The organism is Pseudomonas orientalis (genome assembly GCF_022807995.1).
Lineage (GTDB): Bacteria > Pseudomonadota > Gammaproteobacteria > Pseudomonadales > Pseudomonadaceae > Aquipseudomonas > Aquipseudomonas orientalis_B.
The window spans coordinates 2,639,025-2,657,715 of sequence record NZ_CP094351.1; the positions used below are offsets into that span (position 1 = coordinate 2,639,025).

18 protein-coding genes are annotated in these 18,691 nt (G+C 60.4%); 4 read left to right on the plus strand and 14 right to left on the minus strand.

The features are described 5' to 3' along the window. Positions 1–423: 423 nt before the first annotated feature. Complete coding sequence (locus tag MRY17_RS11670) at positions 424–684, minus strand: DUF6429 family protein (protein WP_243353811.1); 261 nt, start codon at positions 682–684, stop codon at positions 424–426. Between the two features lie 397 nt (positions 685–1,081). Here MRY17_RS11670 and MRY17_RS11675 point away from each other — a divergent pair, with 397 nt between their 5' ends. Next, a complete protein-coding gene (locus MRY17_RS11675; protein ID WP_181285910.1) occupies positions 1,082–2,296 on the plus strand; it encodes an aldose 1-epimerase family protein in 1,215 nt (404 codons plus the stop codon). 54 nt (positions 2,297–2,350) lie between these two features. Here the strand turns inward: MRY17_RS11675 and MRY17_RS11680 are convergent, their stop codons facing one another. After that, positions 2,351–2,971 carry a LysE family translocator gene (locus MRY17_RS11680; RefSeq protein WP_191955452.1) on the minus strand — a complete coding sequence of 207 codons (621 nt, stop codon included), beginning with the start codon at positions 2,969–2,971 and terminating at the stop codon, positions 2,351–2,353. Between the two features lie 185 nt (positions 2,972–3,156). Between MRY17_RS11680 and MRY17_RS11685 the strand changes: the two genes are divergently transcribed. Both MRY17_RS11685 and MRY17_RS11690 read left to right on the plus strand, forming a co-directional pair. Next, positions 3,157–3,687, plus strand: coding sequence for a GNAT family N-acetyltransferase (locus MRY17_RS11685; protein WP_191953671.1), 531 nt, complete (start codon positions 3,157–3,159; stop codon positions 3,685–3,687). Positions 3,688–3,782: 95 nt separating this feature from the next. Further along, positions 3,783–4,556, plus strand: coding sequence for a pyrroline-5-carboxylate reductase dimerization domain-containing protein (locus MRY17_RS11690; RefSeq protein WP_191953672.1), 774 nt, complete (start codon positions 3,783–3,785; stop codon positions 4,554–4,556). A gap of 24 nt (positions 4,557–4,580) precedes the next feature. On the opposite strand, the gene MRY17_RS11695 is transcribed toward MRY17_RS11690, so the two are convergent. The 5 genes from MRY17_RS11695 to MRY17_RS11715 all read right to left on the minus strand — a co-directional run bounded on the left by MRY17_RS11695 (position 4,581) and on the right by MRY17_RS11715 (position 9,645). Beyond that, complete coding sequence (locus tag MRY17_RS11695) at positions 4,581–5,201, minus strand: hypothetical protein (protein WP_057722265.1); 621 nt, start codon at positions 5,199–5,201, stop codon at positions 4,581–4,583. A 70-nt stretch (positions 5,202–5,271) separates the two neighbouring features. Beyond that, positions 5,272–6,219 (minus strand): hypothetical protein, encoded by a 948-nt coding sequence (locus MRY17_RS11700; protein WP_191955451.1) that lies wholly within the window; start codon positions 6,217–6,219, stop codon positions 5,272–5,274. A gap of 139 nt (positions 6,220–6,358) precedes the next feature. Next, positions 6,359–7,504 carry a sensor histidine kinase gene (locus MRY17_RS11705; protein WP_181285915.1) on the minus strand — a complete coding sequence of 382 codons (1,146 nt, stop codon included), beginning with the start codon at positions 7,502–7,504 and terminating at the stop codon, positions 6,359–6,361. 123 nt (positions 7,505–7,627) lie between these two features. Next, complete coding sequence (locus MRY17_RS11710; protein ID WP_181285916.1) at positions 7,628–7,867, minus strand: hypothetical protein; 240 nt, start codon at positions 7,865–7,867, stop codon at positions 7,628–7,630. 902 nt (positions 7,868–8,769) lie between these two features. Beyond that, a complete protein-coding gene (locus tag MRY17_RS11715; protein WP_243353812.1) occupies positions 8,770–9,645 on the minus strand; it encodes a LysR family transcriptional regulator in 876 nt (291 codons plus the stop codon). Positions 9,646–9,760: 115 nt separating this feature from the next. On the opposite strand from MRY17_RS11715, the gene MRY17_RS11720 reads away from it, so the two are divergent. Beyond that, complete coding sequence (locus tag MRY17_RS11720) at positions 9,761–10,636, plus strand: NmrA/HSCARG family protein (RefSeq protein WP_243353813.1); 876 nt, start codon at positions 9,761–9,763, stop codon at positions 10,634–10,636. A gap of 165 nt (positions 10,637–10,801) precedes the next feature. On the opposite strand, the gene MRY17_RS11725 is transcribed toward MRY17_RS11720, so the two are convergent. From MRY17_RS11725 to MRY17_RS11755, 7 genes are all read right to left on the minus strand, one after another. Then, entirely contained in the window at positions 10,802–12,295 is a 1,494-nt protein-coding gene (locus tag MRY17_RS11725; RefSeq protein ID WP_243353814.1) for a methyl-accepting chemotaxis protein, read from the minus strand. 172 nt (positions 12,296–12,467) lie between these two features. Continuing rightward, positions 12,468–14,624 carry a TonB-dependent siderophore receptor gene (locus MRY17_RS11730; protein WP_243353815.1) on the minus strand — a complete coding sequence of 719 codons (2,157 nt, stop codon included), beginning with the start codon at positions 14,622–14,624 and terminating at the stop codon, positions 12,468–12,470. Positions 14,625–14,782: 158 nt separating this feature from the next. Further along, complete coding sequence (locus MRY17_RS11735; RefSeq protein WP_243353816.1) at positions 14,783–15,544, minus strand: PIG-L deacetylase family protein; 762 nt, start codon at positions 15,542–15,544, stop codon at positions 14,783–14,785. 140 nt (positions 15,545–15,684) lie between these two features. Beyond that, positions 15,685–16,344, minus strand: a complete 660-nt coding sequence (locus tag MRY17_RS11740; RefSeq protein WP_181284336.1) for a glycosyltransferase — start codon at positions 16,342–16,344, stop codon at positions 15,685–15,687. Continuing rightward, entirely contained in the window at positions 16,341–16,940 is a 600-nt protein-coding gene (locus MRY17_RS11745) for an SAM-dependent methyltransferase (protein WP_181284335.1), read from the minus strand. Before MRY17_RS11745 ends, MRY17_RS11740 begins: the two co-directional genes overlap by 4 nt. Continuing rightward, on the minus strand, positions 16,937–17,695 hold the full coding sequence (locus MRY17_RS11750; RefSeq protein WP_181284334.1) for a PIG-L deacetylase family protein: 759 nt from the start codon (positions 17,693–17,695) through the stop codon (positions 16,937–16,939). Before MRY17_RS11750 ends, MRY17_RS11745 begins: the two co-directional genes overlap by 4 nt. After that, positions 17,692–18,690 (minus strand): acyl-CoA dehydrogenase family protein, encoded by a 999-nt coding sequence (locus MRY17_RS11755; RefSeq protein WP_191953682.1) that lies wholly within the window; start codon positions 18,688–18,690, stop codon positions 17,692–17,694. The genes MRY17_RS11750 and MRY17_RS11755 overlap by 4 nt, the downstream gene beginning before the upstream one ends. Between the last annotated feature and the right edge of the window lies 1 nt (position 18,691).

The following is an 18,691-nucleotide window of genomic DNA, read 5'->3' on the forward strand; positions in this document are numbered from 1 at the left end:
CTGAGTGATGCCACCACCTTTCCGCTACTAAACAGTGGGGGGCGGCTGTACGCAGGTTAGTAGACCGGTGGATATCTAAAGCCGGCGCGCCCGAAGACGCCCTACGCACAGCCACCATCAAGCACAGACGCACTGTCTGACTGATGAAACTCATGCACTAATAGATACCCAAGCTCAGGCTACTAAACCCGAATCACTGAACAATTCAGCGACCGAGCCACCTTAGAGACGGCCACCCCAGCACACAAGCCGGCGGATTCTGACGCACGCGTAGGCAATGGAGCAAGCCGCGGCGAGGGAATCGGATTTTGCCTTCAGGCGCTGCTCTGCGGTGCACTATAGGGGTCAGACCACTATTAATCAGAAAGCCAGGGTCGGACCACACTCTATATAGTGCTGGCCTGACCCCGTTTGTACTTGAAGTCAGGTATCCGAGTCGGATCCATGCTCCACTTGAGTGCTTACCCCAAACAATCGGTCGGCTATCTGTCGACCACGCTCCAGCCCTTCAGCCGTCAACCAAATCGATTTGTTCTTGTTCACCGGATTGCTGATGAAACCGTGTTCATGCAGTCGGCTCATGGTCTCGAAGTCGAACCCTTTCCAAGCATTGCCGTTATCAAAACTGAAGGTTACCAACAGGGCAAGCATGGCTTCTTCAATCAGTTTATCGTCGTATTCCATGATCGTTGCTCCGCTCGTTCTTTAAAAAACTCATCTTAAGCCCTACCTGGCCATCAAAATGGACAGCGCGTTTGACTAAGCGACACCGGTTTGCGCACCCAAGGCGTTGTAACCAGCGTAATCATCGGTCATCAGGTAGTCACGATAGCTTTCGAGCAATCAAATTCAGCAAGAGTTACGGGGTTTTGAGGATCAGCAGTCCGCTATGACTTGCGCCCGAAAAGACGCTGACGCAACAGCACGTTTTCTTCTTCAAGACGAACGATGGCACCGACTCGTTTTTTCAATTTTCCCCAACCCCTTTATGGCAATTGCCCACGTAATACCGCCTTTTAAGCTTGCTGAAACGTTTCATCGAGTTTATAAAACGTCCACAACTCCAAAAAAGGCTACCGCCATGACTCCACTCAAACTCGTTGTCGCCCTCAGCGCACTCTCTGCCGCCTCCCACGCCATGGCCTGGGATTACGTCCTCCTCGACACCGACAAAGCCGCGCAGAACTGGCAGGTCACCAGCCAGCAACTGGGCGTGCAAACCGACAAACCCTTCAGCGTGACCCTGCGTACCTTGCACGGTGGTCGGCAGGAGGGGGTGAGTATTGTCGACATCGATAACGGCACGATGAAGCTCTCGGTGGTGCCGACTCGCGGTATGAACGTGTTGCAGGCTTCGGTCGGCGATGTGCGCATGGGATGGGATTCACCGGTCAAGGAGGTGGTCAATCCTTCCTTTATCGAGCTCAATGGTCGCGGTGGGCTGGGTTGGTTGGAGGGTTTCAACGAGCTGGTCACCCGTTGCGGCTACGAGTGGGTCGGTCACCCCGGCATCGACAACGGCGAGCTGCTGACCCTGCATGGCCGGGCCGCGAATATTCCTGCGAACAAAGTCACCCTGCACATCGATGAAAAACCGCCGTACGCTATCACCCTGCGCGGTGAGCTGAAAGAGCAGGCGTTCAAGAAGGTCGATTTCTCCGTGGCGACCGAACTGGTCACCGAGCCCGGCAGCGTTGTGTTCGCCCTCAACGATACCCTGACCAATAACGGCGACTATCCGAAGGAATACCAGGCGCTGTATCACAGTAACTTCAGCACCCCGTTCCTGGAGCAGGGCGCGCGGTTCGTCGCACCGGTGAAGCAGGTGTCGCCGTTCAACGACAAGGCCAAGGGCGAATTGGCCGACTGGCAGACCTACCGCGCACCCACCAAGGACTACGACGAAACCGTGTACAACGTGGTGCCCTATGCCGATGCCAAGGGCGATACCTTGACCGTGCTGCATAACAAGGCCGGCAGCCTGGGCGTGTCGGTCGGTTTCAATACGCAGACGCTGCCGGTGTTTTCCCTGTGGAAGAACACCGATACCCAAGGCCAGGGCTATGTCACGGGGCTGGAGCCGGGGACAAGCTTTTCCTACAACCGCCGTTATCAGCGGCCACTGAACCTGGTGCCCACCATCGGAGCCAAGGAACACAGGCAGTTCCGCATCAGCTACAGCTTGCTGGCGGATAAAGCGGCTGTGGACGGGGCCTTGAAGCAGGTCAGTGAGATTCAGGCTGGGCGCGAGACTGAGGTGCGGCAGACGCCGTTGGTTGATTTGACCAAGGAGTGAGGCCAACTGAAGCGTTGTCGGGCGCCTGCACTGTTTCCACAGACAGGCGCTGATTTACGCCCGGCGCGCCGTCAACAAAACCGTCGCCGCCGCCGACAACAGCCCCGCGCAGCAACGATTGAAGATGCGCTTGCCTCTCGGCTCGGCAAACCAGCGGCGCATGTGCAGGCCCATATAGGCGTAGGCGCTGATGGCGATCCATTCCAAAGCCAGGAACATCGCGCCCAGCAGCGCAAATTGCGCGGTGATGGGTTGGCCTTGCACCACGAACTGCGGCAGGAAGGCGGTGAAGATCAGGATGGCTTTGGGGTTGCCCGCCGCCACCAGAAACTCCTGCCGCGCCAATGCCCATAAGCCCACCTTGCTGGCGGCAATTTCCGCTTCTGCCTGCGGGTCTGCACGCCACAGCTGATAGGCCAGGTAAAACAGATACGCCGCGCCGAGCAGCTTGATCCCGTAGAACAACAACTCCGACGTTTGCAGCACCACCGCCAGCCCGGCGGAGGCGAGGGCGATCATGCCGGCGAAGGCCAGCAAGCGGCCGAGACCGGCGAGGCAGGAGGTGCGGTAGCCGTAACGGGTGGCGTTGCTCACCGACAGCAGGTTGTTGGGGCCGGGTGCCATGTTCAGGGCGAAGCAGGCGGGCAGGAAGAGGGCGAGGGTGGCGAGGTCCATGGCGGCTCCGGGTTGGCTCGGGCGGGAGTGTCGAGAATAAGGGCTATTGGGGCGGTGGGGCAATTCGAGCTTCGAAAGTGGACGCCCTCCTGCGGCCGGATTACCTAGGATGAAACTTAATTTCGTCATAGGCCCGCGTGCATAGTCAGGCGACAGCATTCAGTGTCTGAAGATGGAGCAATTTCATGATCCGCAGAGCTTTACCCACCGACGCAGGGGCTATCGCTCAGGTGCATGTCAGCAGTTGGCAAGAAGCCTATCGCGATCTGATGCCTGCCCGTTACTTGAATGCGCTCAATGCAACACTGGCTCAACGAGAAGCGCACTGGAGCCGCTTGATTGCATCGGGCGAATCGAACACATGGGTCGCGAAACTCGACCAGCAGGTTGTCGGTTGGATATCAGTCGGAGCCAGCCGTGATGATGACGCAGCTGGGGCAGATACCGGTGAGGTCATGGCCCTCTATGTTCTAGCCCGGTATTGGCAAACGGGCGTCGGGCTGGCCTTGTGGCGCGCGGGCGTGCAGGATTTGATGGAGCGAGGGTTCGAGCGTTTAACGCTGTGGGTACTGACCGGTAATGAAAGGGCTATCCGATTTTATCGCAAGGCAGGATGTGTTGAGGAAGCCGGAACGGAGCGCACGCTTGAGAGGGGTGGTGTCACACTGATGGAGGTGAGGTATGGGGTGCCGATAACCGGATTGACTAAAGCATGACGGATGCGTGCATGTGGCTTGCTGCCTATGAGTTAATTTGAAAACAAAGTGATAGCCATTGATTTGAACCACTGGCTTCGAACGGAGGAAACACCTTGCTGAGCATTGGAGTCTTGGGCGTTGGCGAACTGACTGAAAAAGTGGTGATCGGTCTGCGGCGTGGCGGTTTTACCGGGCGGGTGCTGTTGTCGCCCCGCAATCAGGCGCGCGCCGAGCAGTTGGGCAAGGATTGGGCTTGTGAGGTCATGGTCGACAACCAAGGGGTTGTCGATGGGGCCGACCTGTTATTCCTCGGTGTGCGCCCCGATGCAGTCGAAGAGCTCTCCAGGGATGTATGGCTCAATCCGGGGCAGCCTCTGGTGTCCTTGGTAGCCGGCATGGCACTTAGCGACCTGGCACGCTACTTCCCACAGGCGCAGCCGGTGCGGGCGATGCTGTCCTATGCCGCCCAGATCAACCGCTCCACCGTGGTGGTCACGCCGGCGGGAGCCGTCCACGAGGCGTTGTTGGGTACCCTTGGTTCACTGATCGTGCTGGAACAGGAACAAGCCTTCGAGTTGGCAACCGTAGCGGCATGCATGAATGGCTGGTTCTATTTCTTTCTCAACGATCTTCAGCAGTGGTTTACCGACAAAGGTCTGACCGCAGAGCAAGCTCGCCAATTGGTAATGGGCAACATGCAGGACTGCCTTTCCAGCGCCGGACATCAGCCCCTGGTCAGTATGGCGACCCTGGGCAATGCCATCGCTACGCCGGGCACCTTTACGGCCGCCGGGCTTGAGGTGTTGCGAGATAAGGGTGCAACACAGGCATGGGCAGCGGCGTGCGATGACGTGCTTGAACGGTTGCAGACCGACGGCGTTTTATAGGCGCGGGTAATCCAAGGGATTTGTCTAGCTTGTGACTTCGTCCGGTTCAGTCGGCTTGATCTTCTCCAGGTTCGACAGCGCGACCTTTTTGAATCGTGATGAAAGGCGGCGTAATCGCTTATGCATAATGATCGAATACACGCAGGCAATGGAGCAGACGACCGTTATGAGCGTTTGGTACTCGGGGGGCGCATAAAAAAATGCGGTGAGGGCTCCTGCAAAAGCATTGAGGGCGGCTCCTCGAGCGATTCTATCCCTGCTGACATAGGCCTCCATTGTCCTGACGGCATCCGGAACCGAACGCGCTAGAATTGCAGCGCTTCGTTCATAGGAGTCTTTCTTCGGCGTTCCGGCAATAGCAAAATATATTGATGCGAGCTTATTTCGAACGCTTTCGGCGATATTCAGCTTTTCACCCAGTAGGCTGAATATTTCTCCGCTTCTTCTTATGAGATAGGAGGACGTGGTGTCGATATAAATGCCCAAAATGTAAGTGATGGGCAGGTAGATGACGATAAAAACCTCTTTGTAATTATTTATCTTGTCGAATGACAGCGGATAGTAATGATGGAGTATTGCGGTCAGCCAGGCTGATGCGACCACGCCAGATATAAGATATTCGATCAGTGCTACGGCAAATTGCATTTATTTCTCCGGTAGAGGGTATTCAAGCGCCAATGTGGTCAGGTGTTGGGACGGCGTGAGCGCCGAGGACTCAGATATATCCCTGTTGCGGTAGTAACTTGAATGGGGCGGTGTTGATGTCCTCGTAATCTTCTCGCTGGATGAGGGATTCGGTTTTTTTTCTGATCTGCTGGATTTTTTTCATTACCTTTTGGTGCGCTGACAAAAATATCGACTCGTTACCAAAGTAGGGCACGCAGTGAAGTTGTCTTTTCTTCCTGGCAATGGGCAAAAGCATCTGCTCGTAGCATGGGCGGTAATGTTCATCGCAGCGAGCAAGCCAGCCGGCGTGCAGGCGCGCCGCGGGAAATTCGTCCTCGGTCATTGCGAAATTCGTGACAGAGTCAATTGTCCCCCATGTGGCGTCCTGTTGGTTACGCTGTACTTTTACAGAGTCATAAGCGATTCCGTGATGCGCTTTATAGTTGCAATAATCGTTGTAGACCCGCCTGATGACCTCATAAAATCTTTCGTCTTGAGTGGCAAATAAAGAACTTAGCACTTGTGAAAATCTGGAACCGTCGTTGGCTGCATACGTGAAGTGTGTGTCTTTGTTGAGCGTGAAATAACTGAATAGAAAATAGTCGCCAGGCTTGATACCACATTCTTTTAATGCAACAAACGGATGGTCGGCCAAATAAAGTTTGCGTTCGCCCTCGGCGTTGAAACGGCCGGCACGGACGTGTCCAGCGTTGGAGGTTGGGGGGAAGAAGTCATCGACCTTCAGAGGGGTCGATAATAGCTGGTCAAGCTTTTTATCGCTTAGTCTTCGAACTCTTGAAAAGATCGAGCCTTTGCAGTAAGTGCGCGATACGATTTCAAACTCCGCAAAGCTGAAGCTGTTGGGTGTTGAGTCAGGCATGAGAAATTTTCGGATCGCTGCGCAATACCCTTCAATCCCACGGCAGGGATCAAATTTTTCGAAATTGGGTATTGGAGACGCATAGAAGCGACGCGGGAAGGGCGGCTCTATTTTCATACTTAAATCCTTTTAAGATATTGAGCCCTGCTGCCCTTGAGTACAGTCACCACTCCTCGTTGCAGTCAGGCGGGCGCATTATGACTTAATGCTCCTGCTCGCCGCAAAGTGTCTCTGCCAGGGTCAGGGATAGCCGACTTCAGGCAACCCCAGGCGCTTGCCTATCAAGCGGCACTCGCACCTGAAACACCGTGCCCTGTTCCGTGTCGGAGCTGACCTCAATCGATCCCCCATGGGAGGCGACGATTTCCGAGGCGATGAACAGGCCCAGGCCCAGGCCTTCGGTGGGGCCGTGGTTGACTGCGGTACGCTGGGAGAAACGGCCCATGGGGTTGAAGATGAACGGGAGCACGTCCTCGGGTATCGCTTCGCCGCTGTTGTGCACGGTGAATACTGCGAACTTTTCCTGTGTACCCAGCTCGACCTGGATAGGTCGCGTGGTGTCCCCATGCTGCACCGCGTTGCTGATGATGTTCGAAAACACCTGCTCCATCCGCCCGCCGTCAAACTTGCCTGAAACGCTTGTGTTCGCGTCGAACATCACGATGGCCTCGGGATGAAACGCGCGGATTTCTTCCACCACACGCTGACACAGCGGTGAAAGGTTGATATCGGCGGTTTTGACCGGAATGCCCGGCCCCATCTGGCAGCGGGTCAGGTCGAGCAGGTCGCCGACGATCTGGCTCGCGCGGCGCACGCTGGTGTAGACCTGATTGGCGATCTTGGTCGCCCGGGCGCCTGCGTCCTGGGAGCGGCGCAGCACATCGGCACCCAGCAGGATTGCGCCGAGTGGGGTGCGCAAGTCGTGGCCGAGGATGCCCAGGAACATGTTGCGCGAGGCCTCGACCGCCCGTGAATAGCTGGCGATGGACTCGGCCAGGGCCTGGTCAATGGCTTCGTGGAAGCGGGTCATGTCGTCGACGTTGATCGGTGTGCCGTCCTTGACCTGGCGCATCCACTGGCTGACCACACTGGTGCGCAGCGCGCGGTATTCCGAGACCATCTGGTCGATGGTGAACCCGGCCATCAGCCGCGTCATTGCATGGGTTTCCGCCGCGGTTTCCTGTTCATCCGCCGGGGCCTGGCCCTGGGCCTTGGCGATTTGCTCGCGCCGGGTCTGCTTGGTGCGCAGATCGCTGACGATGGCCAGCAGCATCTGCTCGGCATGGTCGCGCAGCGCGACGCTGTCGAGTTCCTCGCCCGGCGTGTCGATGGTTCTGGCGAAATCTTCCCAGGCCTGCAGAATGGGCTCGAGGTTTTCCAGAATGAAGTCGGGCAGGCGCATGTCTGTAATCCTGAAGGGAGGCGGGCAGAAAAGCGAAGCTGCGCAGGTGTAGGAAATTCCCGGCAGTGTAGGAGGTTGTTCGTCGCTTTTAAAGCCCGGCCTGCGACAGGCAGACATTGGACATTACAGCCCCAATGTCAGCGACCGCAGCCGTTGTTCCACCACGCTGTCAAAATGACTGGCCAACGCCTCGCAGTGCTCCGACGTGAGCCCTTCACAGCAAGTTATTCCCAGCACGAACCCCTGGGCTTTGGCACCGCCTTTGACGGCAAGAATCATCGACCCCGCCAGTTCGATCTCGCGCAGAATTCTGTCAGCCTGTCGTTTTATAGGGCCGGGCAAATCGTTTATGGCTTCTTTCATGGCCGTCTCCGCAGGCATTCACTCACACACACACAAGGCAACAGAGGCACTGTCGGCCTCTTGAAAGCATCGACCGGAGGATGGTTCAAGAGTTTCGTCGTGCACGGCTGGAAGGCGATGATGTGCAGGGCCGTCGTTGCCCTGTGGCCGCTTGGCAGCCGACGGGTATCCAATTGATACGCCTCGGTCCAAATGTGGGAGGGGGCTTGCTCCCGATGGGCATAGGTATCTACACAACTCTGTAGCGGCCAACGCTGGCACGCTAACCACGATGCGCAGCGAGTCGCTCTTGATCTGGCTTTTGATCTTGATCTTAGGCGCCCCGTTAAACCACGCTGGCCGAACGCAGGCTTGAATTCGTGGGTAACCCGGCAGGACGCCGGGTTAGCCGCACTGGGCCATGGATGGCCCATTGCGGCGGCCCACGGATTCAAGCCTGCGTTCGGGCACACCGAGCCCAAGCGAGGTGCCGAGTGGTGGGGCAAGAGCGTTTTGCTTACTTTTGCGCTTTTCAAAAGTGAGCCGCTGTAAAAGCGGAACCTATAGCAGCCGTTACCGCAGAAACGGATATGTACTCGATCTGATCCAACATTCTGGTCAGTCCTGAGGCCGCCATCGGGGGCAAGCCCCCTCCCACATTTTGACCTCGGAGCGTCAGGTAGAAACGCGTCGGCTGTCCGGCCGTCACGGGAGCAAGCTCCCTCACTACAGATCCGGTGTCGCGCCAAAGTTGTGTAGATACCTATGCCCCGATGGGGGTGTGTCAGTTGATGAATCTTTCACTGATCCACCGCTATCGGGAGCAAGCCTCCTCTCACATTTGGACCCAGGTTTTTCAGACGGATCACCGCGCGCCGTCTGGCGTGTAGCGCAACGCATGAATGCGCCACGCGCTGAAGTGCTCAGCCGCGCAGCACCAGCGCCATATCCGGGTATTGCACGCACATGAAGTCGACGAAAGCGCGCACTTTGGGAGCCGCCAGGCGCCTTGAGGTGTGCAGCACCCAGAGCTGCGGCTCGACGCCGGCCACCGTGCCCCATTGCACCAGTTCGCCCCGGGCCAACGGGGCGCCGGCGATGGACAGAGGAATCAGGGCAACACCGCCGCCGGCGATGGCCGCATCGCGCACCATCAGTAACGAAGAGAATTGCAGTCTGGGGATCGGTTCCAGAATCAATTGCCCGCCGTCCAGATGCCAATGGGTCGGCGTGAATCCCGGCGTGACGATGCCGGCTACGGGCCTGATCGCGCCGGGCTGCGGCCTGGGTATGTCGGGTGCGGCCACCACCACTAGGCGGTCTTTGGCGAAGCATCTGCCGACGAGGTCGCTGTCCGGGCTCGGGTTGATGCGGATGGCGACGTCGAAGTGTTCTTCAACCAAGTCCACCTGGCGGTCTTCCGCCACTACCTCAATGACGACGTCCGGATAGGCTGCACAGAAGCGGGCGCCAATTGCGCCCATTGCCAGCTGGGAGAACAGTATCGGCGCCGCCACGCGCAAGCGACCGCGTGGCGTCGAAACGCCCTCGCGTACGGCGGTCATGGCTTCCGTCACTTCACCCAGCGGGCCTTGGGTGCGCGACATCAGCAGCTCGCCGGCTTCGGTTAGTTTCAGCCCGCGCGCACTGCGCTCAATCAGCCGCACACCCAGTTGTTCTTCCAGATCGGCGATTCGGCGCGACAGGGTGGCCTTGGACACACCGCTCGCGCGGCTGGCTTTGCCCAAGCCTTCATGGGTGGCGACCTGGATGAAGTCGATCAGCGCGTTGAGGTTCATGGTGTTCCGTTTTTGAGACGAGGTGTCTGGATTCTGTGGTCTTCGTTTTCGTTATGCAACGGTTTACTTTGCACTCGAACCCAAACCCATTGATCCACCCGCAGGAGTTTCAACCATGAGCATTCTCGTCATCGGCGCCACCGGCACCGTCGGTTCACTCGTCACCCAGGGCCTTGCCGCGCAAGGCGCGCAGGTCAAAGCCCTGGTGCGCCAACCAGGCAAACGGGAATTCCCGGCCGGCGTCACCCAAGTGGTCGGCGACCTCACTGATGTCGCGTCCATGCGCGCCGCACTGGCCTCGGTGCGTACCCTGTTTCTGCTCAATGCCGTGACGCCCGACGAGGTGACGCAAGCGCTCATCGCGCTGAACCTCGCGCGGGAGGCCGGCATCGAGCGGATCGTTTACCTATCCGTGATCCATGCCGACACCTTCACCCAGGTCCCGCACTTTACCGGCAAGTACAGCGTTGAGCGCATGATTGACAGCCTCGACATCCCGGCGACGGTGCTGCGCCCGGCGTACTTCATGCAAAACGACCGGATGGTCCAGCAGACGATCCAGGACTATTCGGTGTACCCGATGCCCATCGGCTCGGCCGGTGTCGCCATGATTGATACGCGGGACATTGCCGATATTGCCGTTGCGGAGCTGCTGCGCCGCGATCGGGCAGCCACTGCGCTGGAGCGCGTGACGCTGGAGCTGGTTGGGCCGCAGGCGCTGACGGGGGCCGATGTGGCCAAACTCTGGAGTTCGGCCCTGGGCCGTGAGATAGCCTACGGCGGCGATGACGTTGCCGCGTTTGAAACACAGTTGGCTGCCTACGGTCCGGCCTGGCTGGCGTATGACATGCGTCTGATGATGGAAGGTATCCAGGCGTTCGGCATGCAGGCAGCGCAGGGCGCTGTGGCGCGGCTTGAGGCGATCCTCGGGCGCCCGTTGCGCAGGTATCAGGACTTCGTGGGCGAGTCGGTGACGACTACTGCCGCTTAAGCCTCCTGTAACCCGTGGCGAGGGAGTTTGCTCCCGCTGGGCCGCGAAGCGGTCCCGGAAAATGGGCCTGCTACGCAGTCCAGCGGGAGCAAGCTCCCTCGCCACAGTGCTGGGCTCTTTCTTAACGGACTGGCATTACGGCTCGACCGCTCCTGGGAGATTGAATCAGGGATGAAACCTGCGCCCCAGCGCATCCAGGCGGACGGCGATCGGTGGCAGGCGTTCGCTGCTGCGGGCCAGGGTTTCCACGTCGTCGGCGGTGTTTTGCGCGATGTGCTGCACCGATTGCAGGCGCTCGACAATTTCCAGGTTCGCCGAGCTCTGCTCGCGGGTGGTGGTGACGATGCGGCCATTGAGTTGGTCGATATGTGCAATGTCTTCGCCGACGGCGCGCAGCATATCGACAGCCACCTGGCTGTCTTCCACGCAACGCTCCACCCCCTGGCGGCTATCGTGCATGGCTTCGACGGCCTGGCGACTGCCTTGCTGCAGGCCTTCGATGATGGTTCTGATTTCCTGGGTGGAGAGGGCGGTGCGCTGGGCCAGGCTGCGCACCTCGTCGGCGACCACCGCAAAGCCACGGCCTTGCTCGCCGGCGCGGGCGGCTTCGATGGCGGCGTTGAGGGCGAGCAGGTTGGTCTGGTTGGCGATGCTGCTGATCACCTCCAGCACCGAACCGATTTGCTCCGCCTGCACGGCCAGCGATTGCACGGTCGATTCGGTGCCATTGATGCGCGAGGCCAGTTGCGTGATTTCATGCTGGGCACGCCCCACGCTTTGCTGACCGCGCTCAATCTGCTGGCTGGCCTGACCCGCATGCTCCACGGCCTGTTCGACGTGCACAGTGATGTGGCCGGTGGCGTCTTCCATGCGCTGCATCGAGCCGGTCATTTCATTGATTTGCGCCAGTTGATGCCGCGCGCCTTTTTCCAGGGTGCCGCTGGCGGTGGCCAGTTCCTGGCCGAGTTGGCCCAGGCCATGGGAGTCGCGCGCGACGCCGTCGATCAGGTGGGTAAGCTGCTGCAGGAAGTGGTCGAAGCGCTTGGCCAGGGACACGTGCTCCTTGTCCTCACCCTTGGCCGTTTCTTCGCTGAACTGCGAGGTGACGGCGAGCATTTTTTCCAGCATTTCCTGGCTTTCAACCGCTTCGGCGTGGCTGTGCACGGCGAGGTAGAGCAGGGCGACGCTTTCCATCACCACATAGAAGGCGTGCACGAAGATCATGGTCCAGCCGCCGTGATGTTGCATCACAAACACCGGCCAGCCTTGATGCTGCAGGGCGTGGAACACCAGGTGATGCACGGCGATGGTCAGCGCCGCCACCAGGATCGGCAGCCAGTCACGGTAGAACGTCAGCACGGCGAGCAGCGCGAAGATACCGAAGTGCGCTTCGATGACTCCCTGCGCCTGGTTGATGTGCAAGGCTGCCATCACCATCAGGCCGGCACCGAGTGCGCAGCGCATCACGCGAGTGCCGCCGATGGCGCGATACAGCGCGGTCAGCACCACGCCGGTGCCGCCACCGACGATCACCGCCTGGGTGAAAGTGTCATGCCAGAAACCCAGCCCGAGGGAGAACAGGAACATCAGCCAGATCAGCGCCAGCATGATGCGGTCGGCCTTGCGGTAGTGCTCCAGAAAGCGCGTGCGGAGGGGCATTCACGGTTACTCCATGTGGTTTGGCCAGGAATCAAGCACGCGGCGTGCCACGCGCATGGCGGGTCAAGAGCCAGGTGGGTGCGGCGACAAGATACGGCAATCGGTTATCGGCACGCCGCAGGGAGACTTTAAGAACGGCTGCCCGGGCAGGCAGCCGTGATCGCAATGACGATCAGAAGCTGTACTTGGCCGTCAGCATCATATTGCGCGGGCTGCCGTAGGCGTCGCCGCCATAGCTGACGCTTTCGGAGATGGACTGGTAGTAGTGCCGGTCAAAGATATTGTTGGCGTTGAGCTGCAGATCCAGGTGCTGGTTGACGCGATAGCCGGCCATCAGGTCGGTGACGGCGTAGCCGCCTTGCTTGAGCCGATAGGTGCTGCCGTCCGCCAGCTGGATGTCGTTGTACATGCGGCTCTGCCAGGACACATTGCCGCCCACGCGAAGTTTTTCCAGCGGGCCCTGGAAGTTGTAGCGGGTGGTGACCTTGAACAGGTGTTCCGGGGTGTCGGTGTCGAACTGCTTGTTGACCTTCTGCGGGTTGGCGTCGTCCTTGATCGTGTGGGTGCGCGCGTAGGTGTAGCCACCGCCGACCTGCCAGTTCTCGGTCAGGGCGCCCTGCAGTTCGAAGTCGATACCCTGGCTGCGAATCTCGCCCGAGGCCTGATAGCAGGCCGCCTGCGGGCAGTCCGGTACAACGATCTGTACGGCGCGGTTTTCCTGGTCGACACGAAACAGCGCCACGCTGGCATTCAGCGCGCCGCCCAGGTATTCGCCCTTGATGCCCACTTCATAGTTTTTGCCAACGATGGGCTTAAGCGGGGTGGCGCCGGTGCTTTTTTCCTTTTGCGGCGTGAAGATGTCGCTGTAGCTGGCATACGCCGAGTGCTGGTCGTCCAGCTCGTAGATCAGGCCTGCGTAGCGGGTGAGATTGCGGGTGACCTTATAGTCGCCGTCGCCATCGCGGTTGTCATAGTCGTACCAGTCCAGGCGTCCGCCGAGAATCAGCTTGAGCGGGTCGGCCAGGCTCAGGCGGGTGGTCACATAGACACCGTCCTGGGTGGTGACGTCGCGCTGGTTGTTGGTGCGGGTAAAGTTCGGTTTGCCGGCATTGATCGGCCAATTCATGTCGTACGGGCTGTAATTGTGGGTGGTCATGTCGTAGATGCGTTTGCTGGCGCCCACCACCAGCTCATGGGTGCGCCCGAAGGCCTGGAACGGGCCGCTGGCAAAGGCGTCGAGCCCCGCCTGGTTTTCATCGAAGGCGGCCTGGTAAACCGTGCGGGCCAAGGTATTTTCGACCCAGCGCGACTGGTAGGAACCGGAGAACAGCGCGTTCTGTTCGGCGTAATTGGCGTTGACCTGCAGTTTCCAGTCGTTGGCCAGTTGCTGGCGCAGTTCGACGAATACGGTGTTGATCTCCTGGTCCTTGTTTTCCCAGTCGGTGCCGGGGTTGTAGGAACGCGACAGGTCCAGGTGATGCCCATCCAGGCCGATCATCGACGAGCCCCAGAAGTAGTTGGTCTTGTCTTTCTGGTTGGAGTAGCCGAGGGTCAGGCGCGTGTCCTCGCTCAGGTCGGCTTCGGTCACGGCATAGAACAGACCGTGATCCTGTTCGGCCTTGTCGATGAAACTGTTGGCATCGCGGTAGGAGGTGACCACCCGGCCACGCCAGGTGCCGCTGTCATTGAGGGGGCTGGAGGCGTCGAGCTCGCCACGGTAGTCGTCCCAGCTGCCGGCAGCGCCGGTCAAGGTGACTTTCTGCTCGTCCAGGGGCCGCTTGCGAATCAGGTTGATGGCCGCCGATGGGTTGCCGGCGCCGGTTACCAGGCCGGTAGCGCCGCGTACTACCTCGACGCGATCAAACATCGCCAGGTTCGGTTGAGCCCCTACATTGACACCGTTATAGCCACTTGGAATGCCGTCATACATAAGGTTGTCGACGTTGAAACCGCGCGCAGTGTAGGCCTGCCGGCCGGGGCCGTTGGAGTAGTTGAGAAACAATCCCGGCGTAGCATTGACCACATCGTTGATGCTGGTCATGGCCTGGTCATCCATGCGCTGACGCGTAATCACGGTCACGGCCTGCGGGGTTTCGCGCAGGGTCAGCGGCAGCTTGGTGGCGGTGCTCATGGAACCTGTGGTGTACGACTCAGACCCCTCGGTGGTTTCGCCAAGCTGCTGGCCGGAAACCTCTGTGGCACCCAATTCTATGGTGGCTGGCGGTGTGCCAGCGTCGGCGGCAAAGGCCGCATGGGAAGTGGTCAGACAGATAGCCATTGCTATCAAGCTGGGTGAAAACACTTTGCCGCCGTGGTGTTGCACAGACATGAACATAGCTCTCCCGGGATGCCGTCCGTGGCGAATAATAAATCTGTTGATAATTATTCGCATCAGTGTGGCAGATCAGGTCTGTGGGAAAAAGCCTACAAGATGAATCAGTTAACGAATTTTTCACGCGCGGAGGGGTGGCGTTTTGCCGCCTCTGTCTAGATGAATACGATTTCGTAAGGCTCACGCATGCGCTCCAGCAATACCTGGGCGAGCATCGGCGCCAGCCCGATTGTGGGGTCGCCCGTAAGCTGGCTGGCGTAGGCATGCACGGCGTGGAGCTTGTGCGCCACGCTCCAGGTGTCCAGACACAACCGGCGCGCACGCTGCCACGGCATCAGCGAGCCCTCGCGCACGGGCCAGTGCCAGGCCCACATCGGCAGCTCATACAGTTGCGCGCCCACCTGATTGCATGCAGTGGCGCTGGCGCGACCGACGGCTTCGTGATCATCGTTGCCGTCATGGCGCCAAGTGGTGAACACCACATCACCTGGCATCAGGTAACGGGCGATGAACTGGCTCATCAGGTGTTCGTGGTTGGCCAGGGCGTTGTCGCAGAACCCGCCACGGATCCATTTCAGGCTGTGCAACGGCATGCCCAGGCGGCGCAGCGCCTCGGCGCTTTCCTGAGGACGAATCACACTCAAGCGGCCGGCCGACCAGACCCGGGAGCCGGGGTGGCTGGCGCTGCCATCGGTGATGGAAATCAGTTTCAACGGGTGTTGGCGGGTGCTGAGCATTTGCAGCAAGCCCCCGCAGATGAGCACTTCATCGCCCGGGTGGGGCGCGATCACCACCACACGGGCACTGGGCGGTACGAGGCCGGTCAACGTGATAACGGGCATCTGCGCCAACTGTGGCGCGCTGTTCCAGATTTGCGCGGGACCGCGACGGCCCTCGCTTAGCGAGGCAGTTTTCATGGGGTGTCACATCCTTGTCGGTTGACGCTCTGGTGCTCACCTCAGGCTCCGCTGCGGTGAGTGCGCGGCGCTCCGATCCTGGAGCGCTGTGCGAGACGTTCTAAGCATAGACAAGGAAAAATAAAGGCAACGTCGTATTTTTACGAAACGTGCAGCAGGCCCTTCAAGTAGTCACCGAAACCACCCTGGGCGCGACAATCCAGGCGTGCGCTGGTGATCACTTGCGGGGAATGGCTCCAGGCGATCGAAGCGCCACAGCGCTCCAGGTTGCGCACCAGTTGCACATCCTCATGACAGGCCAGCGGTTCAAAGCCACCGGCCTGTAAATAGGCGCTGGCGCTGACGCCCAGATTGGCGCCGTGGATATGCCGATGCCCGTCGCGGGCTTCGTAGGCCTGGTGATAGCGGATCTGCGCAGCAGCGTCGAAGCCCTCGCTCCAGGCGTCCACCGTCACGGTGCCGCATACCGCGTCGCAGCCCAGCGCCAGTTGCGCCACCAGCCAGTCCGGGGCGACGCGGCTGTCGGCGTCGGTACAGGCAATCCAGCGCGCGCCCAGGTCCAGCAGATGGCGTGCGCCGGCACCGCGGGCATGCCCGACATTACGCGCCTGCACCGGCAGGCTGTGCACCCCGTGGGCGCGGGCAATCGCCGCACTGCCATCGCTGCAACTGTCGAGCACGACCAGGATTTGCACCGCTTCACCCTGCAACCCGGGATGATTGGCGGCGATTGAGGCCGCGTCCAGACAGTCGCCCAACAGCGCCTCTTCGTTATGCACCGGAATCAGGATGCCGATCATCGCAGGCCCTCGAGGCTTGCCACCGAGGCGTCGTCACGGCCCCACAGGTCGAGCAGGAAATCCTCTTCGTGGTGCCGTACTACCGCGTGCAGACCCAGTCGTCGCTCGAGCAGCGCGTGCACTTGTTCGGCGGTTTGCGGACACCCCTCGATGCGCGGTCGCCAATGGCAGGCCAGCAGTTGGCCGTCCTGCGTCAAGGCGGCGAGGCAGCGGTCAGCCAGGCGCTCGAGATCAGCGGGGTCCAGGTAGTAACAGAACTCACTCAACACGATCAGCTCGAATTGCCCCGCCGGCCATTGTTCAGGCAACCAGCGTTGCTCTATCTGCACGTTGGAAAACCCTGCCAGTCGCTTGCTCGCCAGCGCTACCGCAGCGCTCGCCGTGTCGCAGCACAGCAAGCGATCACAGCGCGTTGCCAGCTCGGCGCTCAACTCGCCATTGGCGCAGCCGGGTTCGAAAATCGAGGCGTAATGGGCGCGGGTCAGGACTGCCAGGGTCAACGCGCGTTTGCGTCGTTCGTACCAGCGTTGACGAAACGCCCAGGGGTCGTCGTTGCCGGCGAACATCTGGTCGAAATAGGGGGTTGTCACACTCAAACGAACACCACTTCAAAAGGTTGCAGCAAACGCTCCACCACATAGGGCGCCAATACGGGCGGCAGGCCGACTTGCGGATCGCCCTCCAGCTGGCTGGCGAAGGCGTGGATGGCGTGGCGTTTGCGCGCCACTTTTTCAGGCGTCAACGGGATCTTTCGCGCACGCTCCCAAGGCACCATGCCATCTTCTGCGGTCGCCCAGTGCCAGGTCCACACGGGCAGTTCGTACAAGGTGGCGCCGACCGCCTGGGTGGCTTTCGCACTGGCGCGGCCGACAGCCTCGTGGTCGCAATGCCCGTCGTCGCGCCATGTGGCAAACACCACATCGTTGGGCTTGAGATAGCGCTGGATGAACACCGCCAGTTCTTCTTCGCGCTCGGCGACTTTGCTGTCGGTGAACCCGGCACGCAGCCACTTCAAACTGTGCAGCGGCACCCCCAGGCGGTGCAGCGCCTGGGCCGATTCCTGGGGGCGTACTACGCTCAGGCGCTGCACCGGCCAGCGTTTGGACCCCGGATGACTGGCGCTGCCGTCGGTCACCGAAATCAGCTGAATGGGCCGGCCCAGCGCAGCCAGGCCTTGCAGCAGACCGCCGGAACCCAGCACTTCGTCGTCCGGATGCGGCGCAACAATGACCGCGCGCCGCCCCTCGGGCACCAGTTGCTCAACGCTGACATGGGGCAGTTCAGCCAGGCGCGACGACGTCTGCCAGTAATGCAATGACGTGCCCTGGCCGACAATCGGGTTGGGTTTCATAACTGCCACCTCCCGGACGGTTCGCCGGCGACTTGTTCGCCCAGGGCTGCCAGGTCCCGCTCGGCATGACTTTGACGTACGTACACCGGCAAGTCGGCCATCAATTGGGCGAAGTGCGGGTCCTTGCAATAAGGCCCCGCGCCTACGGCACGGCCGACATGATGGATCACCTGCTCGACGGTTTCCTCCACGCACGCGCGCACCTGCTGGGCCAGGAGCCGGGCGTCGGCGGTCGGGGCCCGGTCGACCTGCATTGCACTGGCGCGCAGCACGCACGCCGCACTGTTCAAGGCGCTGTCCACCGCGCCGAGGTGGGCCATGGCATGGGGTTCGGGATGCTTGCCGCACTGCTCGCGCAGCACTTCGGCCAGGCGCTGCGCCCCGCCATACCAGCACGCCGCGATGCCGATGCCGCCGTGCCAGAAGCCTGGGCGGGCCAGGTAGTCGCCTGGCCCGCCCACCGCAAGCCCTCGGGCCTCATGAAAGACGACCTCGACACTGCCGGTGGCCGCCATGCCCACCGCGTCCCAGCCGTCGTCCGTCACCCTGACGCCGGGCTGGTCCATCAGCACGGCCACCAGTTGCTGGCGATCGTCTTCATCCCACGCAGTCAACAACCCGTGCGAGACAACGGATGCCCCCGAGCACCAGGCTTTACGCCCGTCGACGATCAGCCTTTGGCCGTCGCGCCGCACGCGCACCTTGGCGCTCGGCGGTTCGGCGGCCCACATCCCCCAGGTGCTGCCCAACGGCGGCAGCGGGCTGTCGAGTTCGGCAATGATCGCCAGTGCATCGGTGTGGCCTTCAAACAGCTTGCACAAGCGCAGGTCGTGGCCGGCGACTTGCGCCAGCCCGCTGTAACGCTCCAGCGTCTGGCCGCTGCCGGGCAACGGCAGCTGGTCCAGACCTTCCTCCTGAAGGTCCTTTAAGGCATTACCCAGGGCTTGCGTATTCGCATAGCCCCGGTAGCCGGAAAGGAATCCGTGCAACGCCATT